This window comes from Streptomyces jumonjinensis, assembly GCF_009600885.1.
GTDB classification, from domain to species: domain Bacteria; phylum Actinomycetota; class Actinomycetes; order Streptomycetales; family Streptomycetaceae; genus Streptomyces; species Streptomyces jumonjinensis.
Genome location: NZ_VCLA01000156.1, coordinates 55600 through 64380, shown reverse-complemented (window position 1 = coordinate 64380; position 8781 = coordinate 55600). Strand labels below are relative to the sequence as shown.

General features: G+C 74.6%; 8 protein-coding genes and 1 tRNA gene. 5 read left to right on the top strand and 4 right to left on the bottom strand.

From position 1 onward, the window contains the following. Positions 1–130: 130 nt before the first annotated feature. On the top strand, positions 131–1321 hold the full coding sequence (locus tag FF041_RS20760) for a M6 family metalloprotease domain-containing protein (RefSeq protein ID WP_153524276.1): 1191 nt from the start codon (positions 131–133) through the stop codon (positions 1319–1321). A 98-nt stretch (positions 1322–1419) separates the two neighbouring features. On the opposite strand, the gene FF041_RS20755 is transcribed toward FF041_RS20760, so the two are convergent. From FF041_RS20755 to FF041_RS20740, 4 genes are all read right to left on the bottom strand, one after another. Continuing rightward, positions 1420–1493 (bottom strand) — tRNA-Lys (locus FF041_RS20755). After that, positions 1484–2122, bottom strand: a complete 639-nt coding sequence (locus FF041_RS20750; RefSeq protein ID WP_228388444.1) for a bifunctional DNA primase/polymerase — start codon at positions 2120–2122, stop codon at positions 1484–1486. Before FF041_RS20750 ends, FF041_RS20755 begins: the two co-directional genes overlap by 10 nt. Positions 2123–2411: 289 nt before the next feature. Further along, complete coding sequence (locus FF041_RS20745) at positions 2412–2753, bottom strand: hypothetical protein (RefSeq protein ID WP_153524180.1); 342 nt, start codon at positions 2751–2753, stop codon at positions 2412–2414. A gap of 317 nt (positions 2754–3070) precedes the next feature. Further along, entirely contained in the window at positions 3071–3670 is a 600-nt protein-coding gene (locus FF041_RS20740) for a histidine phosphatase family protein (RefSeq protein ID WP_153524179.1), read from the bottom strand. A 212-nt stretch (positions 3671–3882) separates the two neighbouring features. Between FF041_RS20740 and FF041_RS20735 the strand changes: the two genes are divergently transcribed. The 4 genes from FF041_RS20735 to FF041_RS20725 are packed head-to-tail and all read left to right on the top strand — an operon-like array spanning position 3883 to position 8729. Next, complete coding sequence (locus tag FF041_RS20735; RefSeq protein ID WP_153524178.1) at positions 3883–4773, top strand: phosphatase PAP2 family protein; 891 nt, start codon at positions 3883–3885, stop codon at positions 4771–4773. Then, on the top strand, positions 4703–5824 hold the full coding sequence (locus tag FF041_RS20730; RefSeq protein ID WP_323392276.1) for a hypothetical protein: 1122 nt from the start codon (positions 4703–4705) through the stop codon (positions 5822–5824). Before FF041_RS20735 ends, FF041_RS20730 begins: the two co-directional genes overlap by 71 nt. Then, entirely contained in the window at positions 5815–7401 is a 1587-nt protein-coding gene (locus FF041_RS39160) for a hypothetical protein (protein ID WP_228388442.1), read from the top strand. Before FF041_RS20730 ends, FF041_RS39160 begins: the two co-directional genes overlap by 10 nt. Beyond that, positions 7398–8729: an AAA family ATPase gene (locus tag FF041_RS20725; RefSeq protein ID WP_323392274.1), complete on the top strand. Its 1332-nt coding sequence runs from the start codon at positions 7398–7400 to the stop codon at positions 8727–8729. Before FF041_RS39160 ends, FF041_RS20725 begins: the two co-directional genes overlap by 4 nt. Positions 8730–8781 lie beyond the last annotated feature (52 nt).

Genomic DNA, 8781 nt, shown 5'->3' with positions numbered 1-8781 from the left:
GCCCGGGCATGGCGGACCGCCTGGGGCCGGGCGTGGCGGACCGCCCGGCGAGGATCGCTCCCCGGACGGCGGAGGCGACCCGCCCCGGGGCCCGGGGTCCCGGGGGGAGGGCGGCGCCGAGCGCGGGCGGCTGCGCAGCGCGGCGGCGGCCCTCACCTCGCTGACGGCCATCGCCGCCACCTCGCTGGTCACGGGCCCCGCCGCGGCCACCACCTCCGCCGCGCCCTGTGCGCTGCCCCGCACCCAGGCCCATCACTCCCTGGGCCTGGACAGCTGGAACCGGGCCTACCCCCGCCCGGTGCGCCGCCTCGACGCGGTCATGGTCTTTCTGTCCTTCCCGGACGCCGCGCCGAAGTACCCCCCGGAGCTGCTCGCCGCCGATCACTTCCCCGCCACCAGCGGTTTCTTCGAGCGGGCCTCGTACGGAAAGTTCTCGCTGCGCGCGGATCCGCGGCCCGGCTGGGTGCGGATGCCGAAGGCGTCGACCGAGTACGGGATAAACCGCGACTGGGACCCCCGGCGGCGGAGCGCCTATCTCCGGGACGCCTTCGCCGCCGCCGATCCGGCCGTCGACTTCTCCCGGTACGACATCGTCTATCTGGTCGCGGACCCGGACGCGCCCGGGGTGGACTCCGACGCGACCAAGGTCGTCAACTTCGACCGGCCGGTGAAGGCCGACGGCACGGAGATCAGAAGGGTGGTCACCGTCTTCGAGCGCCATCCCCCGGACCGCAATGTGCTGGCCCATGAGACCGGGCACGTCTTCGATCTGCCCGATCTCTACCACCGGCCCGCGGACGGCAAAGGCGACTGGGACACCTATGTCGGCGACTGGGATGTGATGGGAAGCCAGTTCGGGATGGCCCCCGATCTCTTCGGCTGGCACAAATGGAAGCTGGGATGGCTGAGCGGGCAGGCCGTGCGCTGTGTGAGCGGGCCCGCGCTGATCACCCTGGAGCCGATCGCCGCGCCCGCGCCCGGCGGGGGGCTGGGCACCCGGCTGGCGGTGGTGCGCACCGGGCCGGGCACGGCGCTCGCCATCGAGGCGCGCGGCGCGAGCGGCAACGACGAGTCGCTCTGTACGGAGGGGGTGCTGATCTACCGGGTCCAGGCGGGCACCGCGTCGGGCGGCGGCCCCATCGAGGTGGTGGACACCCATCCGGACGGCGAGGCGTGCTGGGACCGGTCGGTCTATCCGCAGCTCGCGGACGCGCCGCTGGGGGTGGGGGAGACCTTCACCCTGCGCGCGGAGCGCACCCGGGTGGAGGTGGTGGAGCGCACCGCGTCGGGCGCCTGGACCGTCAAGATCACCACCCCTTAGGCGGGCGGGCCGCGGTGTACGGGAAGGGTGGCACGAAGGACCGTACGAAAGGGTGTACGAAAAAGCCCCCCGCTTCCGCGAGGGGCTCTTCCCGTCTGTGCGCCGCCAGGGACTCGAACCCCGGACCCGCTGATTAAGAGTCAGCTGCTCTAACCAACTGAGCTAGCGGCGCTTGCTGACGTCGTAGACCTTAGCATCCTGTCCGCCGCCGAGAAAAATCGATACGCGCACGTCGGGGGCGGCGGTGGCGCGTGCCGCCCGTACACAGGCCCACAGGAGCACCTCGGGTCCCGGGAGCCAGGGGTGGCGGGTGTCGGGGGCCATCAGCCAGCGGGAACCCGTCGTGGCGGAGCGCTCGCCGCCGGCCGGCGGCGGCACGGTCACCGCGTCCCCGTTGCCGTGGCAGCGCAGCGGGGGCACCGAGCCGCCCCACTCCTCCCACTCCAGCAGCGCGGGCAGCCGGGTCGCGGCACCCGGGGTCGCGAAGATCAGCATCCGGCCCCGGTGCAGGGCGACGGGCCCGGACCCGGGCCCCTCCTCCCGGAGCCGGTCGAGCATATGGCGGCCGAACACCGCGGGAACGCCGACCACGTCGAAGACCGAGCCGCAGGGGAGCACCGCGGGCGCGGTGGGCCGGGTCTCCCAGAGGGCGAGCGTGGAGCGGGGATACGTTCCTGCCGAGGCGAGCCACTGGGCGCCGGGGGCGGCGCTCCGGACGGCGGGGTCGTGGCGCTCGTCGTCGAACGGGGCGAAGGCGGCCGTCAGGCGGTCGTTGTCGATGTCTCGCAGCCATGCGCTCATAAAGCAAGATCTACCGGGAGTAACAGCCTGGTCGCCGAGAGTTCGGTAAAGTCGGGACACGGCGCTGGGGGAGGGAGTATCTTGCCGCCCGGCATATGCCAGACGTGATGGCCGGGGTTGCTGGCCGGGGTTGCTGGAGGGCAGATGCGGCGGTCGGGGGTCGCCGGATGCGGCCGGGGTGCCGGACCGCCCGGCGCGGCGACCGGGATCGCTCTGCGCTGGATGCCGGACGCCGGGATGCCTGGGGCCCGGGACGCCTGGGACCCGGGACGCCCTGCCCAAAGTGCCGCTACCGGCCGGTTCCGTCACGCAGCAGCCGCTGCCCGAACTCGATCATCTTTCTGGCGTAGTCCTCGGTCCACCCCGCCCGCGCGGCCACGTCCCCCGGCGTGAGCCGGTCGAACCGCCGGGGATCGGCGAGCTGGGCCGCGGCCATGGCCTGGAACTCCACCGCGCGGTCGGTGGCCGCCCGGAAGGCGAGCGTCAGCTCGGTGGCCCGGGCCAGCAGCTCGCGGGGGTCGTCCATGGACTCCAGGTCGAAGAAGTGCTCGGGGTCGGCGACGGCCTCCGAGGGCTCGAAGAGCAGGGGCGCGGGCCGCATCCTGCGGGCGGGCTGCTGGGGTTCCGCCATGTGCTGCTTCCTCCTCGCAACGGCTGGACCGGCTGATCCGGACCGCCCTCCATTGTCCAGGCAGCCGCAAGAGGGCGCTCCCCGCGCTCCCCACGCACCCGGCGCACCCGGCAGCCGGGGAGCGCGCACCAAGGGGGCCGTGCGGTCGGCCCCAGGACCCCGGGAGCCCCCGGGAGACCCGGCGCGCGCGGCCGGCCCGGGTCCGGGGAGCCCGCCGTGTTCCGCCGGTCTCCGGGACACCGGACCCGACCGGCCGCGCGCCGCCGCGAGCGCGGGGGCCCCACCGGCCCCACCGGACCCGGCACCCCCGGAGGGGCCTACCCCTCCAGATGCCCCGCGTCGTTCCAGTGGTCCACCGCCGGAGCGCCGTACGCCCACCCGAGCACCGACAGCGACGCCGGATCCAGCTTCAGCCGCGCCGCGAACGACGGATCCAGCGAGAGCCACCGGGCGGCGAGCACCCGCAGAATGTGCCCGTGCGCGAAGACCAGCACATCCCGGTCGGCCGACCGCGCCCACTCGACGACCTCGTCCGCCCGCGCCGCCACCTCGGCCAGCGCCTCCCCGTCCCGTACCCCGTTCCGCCAGATGACCCAGCCCGGACCCGCCTCCGCCCGGATCTCCGGCGGCGTCAGACCCTCGTACGCCCCGTAATCCCACTCCATCAGCGCGTCCCACGGCTCCGCCCGGTCCCCGAACCCGGCCAGCTCACAGGTCTCCGACGCGCGGAGCAACGGACTGGTGCGCACCTCCAGGCCCGGCAGCCCGGACCACGGGGCCCGTCGCAGCCGCTCGCCCAGCAGCTTCGCGCCACGCCGTCCCTCCTCCAGCAGGGGGATGTCCGTCCGCCCGGTATGCCTGCCGAGCAGGGACCACTCGGTCTGACCATGCCGGACGAGCAGGATCCGCGGAGCCATATCACGGCCCTTCTCTCGGTGATATTGCAGATGGTGGCGTTCATCATCGCTCAAACGCCCCGGAGGCAACCTCCCGGGCGATCTCCGCGTCCCTCCCTGAGCCGGCACCCGCCGGGCATGCGCCACCCCTTCACACCGTACGGTTGACCGGTGGCCGTCAAAGGCCCGAACACCAGGCCGCCGAACAGGAAAACAGGGGGAGAAGTACTCGGATGCCGCACTCCGGACCCGGCCGTCGACCCCGCTGGTGGACCGAGCTGATCCTGATAGCCGTGGTCTACGTCGCCTACTCGGCGGGCCGGCTGCTCGCCCGCGGCGATGTGAACACCGCCGTCGACCACGGACTCGCGATACTCCGGGCCGAGAAGGCACTCTTCCTGAACGCCGAGACACCGCTCAACAAGCTCTTCACCGAGCACCCGGCGATCGGCGTCCCCGCCGACTTCCTCTACGCCTCGCTGCACTACCTCGTCACCCCCGCCATCCTCATCTGGCTCTTCCACCGCCGCCCGGCCCGCTACCGCGCCGCCCGCACCTGGCTGATGCTCTCCACCCTCCTCGGCCTGGTCGGCTTCACCCTCATGCCGACCTGCCCGCCCCGGCTGCTCGACGCCTCCTACGGGTTCGTCGACACGATGGCCCAGTACAGCTCGTACGGGTGGTGGGGCACCGAGGCGAGCGCGCCGAGAGGACTCGGCGGGCTGACCAACCAGTACGCGGCCATGCCGAGCCTCCACGTCGGCTGGGCGCTCTGGTGCGGGGTGCTGCTCTGGCGGCACGGCCGCACCCCGCTGCTGCGCGCCCTCGGCGTCGCCTACCCCCTGATCACCGTGATCGTGGTGATGGGGACCGCCAACCACTACTTCCTCGACGCGGTCGCGGGCGCCGCCGTGATGGGGCTGGGCGCGCTGCTCGCCAGGCCCGGGATGCGGCTGGCGGACCGGGTGCGGACCCGTCTGACCGCCTCCCGCGCCAAGGCCCCTTCCGGGATCGCGGCCCCGACTGTCGGTGCCGGATGCCAGACTTCCCCGGGTGAGCGAATCCCTGGACAGCGCACCACCCCCGAGGACGCCGACGAGAGCACTCCGGCAGCGGCTCGCTGAGCTGCGCGGACCCGCCGTCCGCCCGCGTCCGCTCGACGCCAGGGCGCTGGCCGCCCTCGCGGCCAACCCCGGGTGCGAGCGGCGTGCCCTGCTGGACGGCGCGGGAGTGGACAAGGCGGCGCTCGCGACGGCCATCGGATCGCCCGGCGCGTTCGGACAGTCCCAGTTCGCCTTCATGCGGGGCAACGCCTTCGAGGCCAGGGTGAAATCCGACGGCGGCGCGGAGCTGATGCGGCTGATGGGCGTCGAGGGCCCGACCGCGTTCCGGGTCCCGGAGCTGACCGCGGCGGGGCCCGAAGGCCGTGCCGCGCGCACCGCGCTGGCGCTGCGGGAGGCCACCGCCGAAGCCGCCTGGACCCTGCTCGACCATCCGCTGCTCGCCCTGGAGGTCGCGGGCTCGCCCGCCTATCTGGAGCCCGACGCGGTGGTCGTCCACCCCGACGGCCGCTGGACCGTGGTCGAGATCAAATCCTTCCCGATGATCGACGCCGCCGCCGACGCCGCCAAGGTGGGAGCGGCGGCCCGCCAGGCCGCGGTCTACGTCCTGGCGCTGGAGCGGGTCGCCGCCCACACCGAAGGGGCCGAGGCGGCCCACAGCGTGCTGCTGGTCTGCCCCAAGGACTTCTCCAACCTGCCCACCGCGTCCGCCGTCGACATCCGGAAACAGCTCTCCGTCACCCGCCGCCAGCTGGCCCGGCTGACCCGCATCGAGGACATCGCGGCGGCCCTGCCCGAAGGCGTGGTCTTCGACCCGGAGCGCCCCGCCGAAGAGCTGACGGCGGCGGTGGAATCGGTCTCCGCCGCCTACGCCCCCGACTGCCTCGCCGCCTGCGAGCTCGCCTTCCACTGCCGGGACCGGGCCCGGGCACAGGACGCGGTCGGCGCGCTCGGCCGCTCCCTCCGCGGCGAGCTGGGCTCACTGACCACGACCGGCGAGGTGCTCGCCGCCGCCCGGGGCACGGCCGGCGATCCGGCCGACCCCGCCGTCGCGGCCCTGCGCCGGGCCGCCGCGCTGCGCGCCGAGGCCCTGGAGGCCGCCGGATGTCGCTGATCGCCGCCCTCGCCCGGCTGGAGGCCGTCGAAGCGGGCCGGGCCCGTCCGCTGGCGACCGTGCGCCACCGGCATCTGTCCCAGCGGCCCCTCGTCCTGGTGCCGCTGACCACCGCGGGCGAGGCCGGCGCCCCGCTCGGCGCGCTGGTCGGCACCGACCCCGAGCGGCCCCGGCTGCTGACCGTGGCCCAGCCCCGCGACCGCGAGCTGCGCTTCGCCTTCCTCGCCGAGCTGGCCGACGCCGTACTGCCGTACATCGACGCCCACGCGGCGGACGTCGAACTGGTCGAGCGGACCGAGACGGACCCGGGGACCGGCAAACGCGTCAAGGCCGAGGCCGAGCTCTGCGCCGACGCGCCCCAGCTGATCGTGCCGGGGCGCGCGGGCATCGACTTCGTCCGGCTGCTGGGCCGCTCCATGCGGTTCCGCCGTACCGCCGAACAGGACCCCGAAGCGCCCTACCCCGCGCCCCCGCGCGTCCCGCTGCTGGGCCGCTGGCTCACCCACTACGGCGAGCGGGCCCGGGTGCCCGGCTCCGCTCTGCTGCTCGCGGCGACCGATCTGCTCGGCGGGCACTGGGCCAGCGGCCAGTCCTCGCTGGAGGACCAGCATCTGGGCGCGCTGCTCGCCTGGATCGACCCGCCCGGCGGCGGCTCGGGCGCTCAGGCCGCGCTCCGCGCCGAGCTGGCCCGGGACGCCGCGGGCCAGCTGCTCTGCCCGCCCGCGGGCCCGGCGACCGACCCCGCCTTCGACAACCGGCTGCTGGCCCCGGCCGTCGAGTCCTACGACCGGGTCCGCGCCGCGCTGGGCGCGGCCCAGGAGGGGGCCGAGGCGGACGGCTGGCTGGGCCAGCTCTCGCTGGCCGAGCGGGAGATCCGCAGACTGCTGCTCACCCAGCTGGAGCCCACCTGGCACGCGGTGTGGCGCGGCCTGGAGCTGCTGCGGGAGCTGCCGGAGGGCGGCCGTGCCGCGGACCGCTGGGTGAGCGACCGCTGGTCGTTCACCTCCCACCGCGATCGGGTGCTGGCCGGTGAGCCGCCCCAGCCCCGCCGTGACGACGCGGTGACCGCCGCGCGGAAGCTCGCCCTCCGAGAGCGGGCCCAGGCCCAGCTGGAGGCCCAGGAGGCGCTGGACGATCCGCTGGTGATGGCCGGGCGCAGACTGGCGGGCGAGGCGTTCGTCGCCGAGGTCACCGAAGTGGTGATGGCCTGGACCGAGTCGAAGCGGCCCGCGCCCCGGCCGCTGATCACCCTGCGCACCGACGACAGCCCCCATCTCGGCGAGCGGGTCAAGGTCTACCGCTCGCTCGACGGCAGGCCGCAGTCGGCGGAGTTCGTCCGCCGGGAGGCCGACGATGTGCTCGTATTGCGGCTTCTCGACCGGATGGGCCGGTCCAGGGACCCCGCGGAGGGGTCCGTCCCCGCGAAGGGGGACAGGATCGCCTGGACCCTGTTCGAGCACGACCAGCGGGGCGGGCCGAGACTGCCCGAGCCGGAGGAGACGCCGTGGACCCACGGCGGTCCGCCCGGCACGGCGGCCGAGGACCCGGATCCCGTGACCCCGGAGGATCTGCTGTGACCGACTTCGACCCGGCGGCTGCGGCGGCGGGAGCCACCGAGCGCATCCTCGCCGACACCCTGCACGGGGCCCATCGGGGCGTGGTCGTCGACTCGCCTCCCGGCGCGGGGAAGTCCACCCTCGTCGTCCGCGCCGCCCGGGAGCTGGCCGCCGAGGGCCGCCGTCTGATGGTCATCGCCCAGACCAACGCGCAAGTCGACGATCTGGTGATCCGGCTCGCCGGGCAGGACCCCGAGCTGCCGGTGGGCCGACTGCACAGCAATGACCCCGATCCGTACGACAAGACGCTCGACTCGCTGGCCAATGTCCGCAAGTCGGCCAAGGCGGGGGAGCTCGCCGGCCTGGACGTCGTGATCTCCACGGCGGCCAAGTGGGCCCATGTCCAAGGGGTCGAGCCCTGGCCGCACGCCATCGTGGACGAGGCGTACCAGATGCGTTCGGATGCGCTGCTCGCGGTGGCGGGGCTGTTCGAGCGGGCGCTGTTCGTGGGGGATCCGGGGCAGCTCGACCCGTTCTCGATCGTGGGCGCGGAGCAATGGGCGGGGCTCTCCTACGATCCGTCCGCGAGCGCGGTCTCCACCCTGCTGGCGCACAATCCGGAACTGCCGCAGCACCGGCTGCCGGTGTCCTGGCGGCTCCCGGCGTCGGCCGCGCCGCTGGTGTCGGCCGCGTTCTATCCGTACACCCCCTTCCGCAGCGGGACCGGCCACGGCGACCGGCGGCTCTCCTTCGGCGTCGCGGCGGACGGCTCGGCCTACGACCGGGTGCTGGACGAGGCGGCGGAGTCGGGCTGGGGCCTGCTGGAGCTGCCCGCCCGCCACACCCCGCGCACGGACCCGGAGGCGGTCCGGGCGGTGGCGGCGGTGGTGCGCCGACTGCTGGACCGCGGGGGCGTGGCCACGAGCACGGCGGACGCCGTCCCGGCCCCGGTGACGGCGGACCGGGTCGCGGTCGGCACCGCCCACCGCGACCAGGCGGCGGCGGTCCGGGCGGCGCTGGTGGAGCTGGGGGTGACCGGAGTGACCGTGGACACCGCCAACCGGCTCCAGGGCCGGGAGTTCGATCTGACCGTCGTCCTCCACCCCCTCTCCGGCCGCCCCGACGCCACCGCCTTCCATCTGGAGACGGGCCGCCTCTGTGTGCTGGCCTCGCGCCACCGGCACGCCTGTGTCGTGGTGTGCCGGGCGGGGGTGAGCGAACTGCTGGACGAGCACCCCTCGACCGAGCCGGTGCAACTCGGGGTGACGGTGAAGTTCCCCGACGGGTGGGAGGCGATGCAGTCGACCTGGGAGCGGTGGTCGGAGCATCGGGTGGTGTGGCGGCCATGAGGTCTTCCGGGGCGCGGGGGCCGCTCCGGGGGGCTTCGGTGTGGGCTGGGCG

Bases quoted from the DNA above. Each gene is read 5' to 3' on its own strand.
- FF041_RS20735 (WP_153524178.1), top strand. From the start codon at position 3,883: ATGCCGCACTCCGGACCCGGCCGTCGACCCCGCTGGTGGACCGAGCTG.
- FF041_RS20745 (WP_153524180.1), bottom strand. From the start codon at position 2,753: ATGGCGGAACCCCAGCAGCCCGCCCGCAGGATGCGGCCCGCGCCCCTG.
- FF041_RS20740 (WP_153524179.1), bottom strand. From the start codon at position 3,670: ATGGCTCCGCGGATCCTGCTCGTCCGGCATGGTCAGACCGAGTGGTCC.
- FF041_RS39160 (WP_228388442.1), top strand. From the start codon at position 5,815: ATGTCGCTGATCGCCGCCCTCGCCCGGCTGGAGGCCGTCGAAGCGGGC.
- FF041_RS20750 (WP_228388444.1), bottom strand. From the start codon at position 2,122: ATGAGCGCATGGCTGCGAGACATCGACAACGACCGCCTGACGGCCGCC.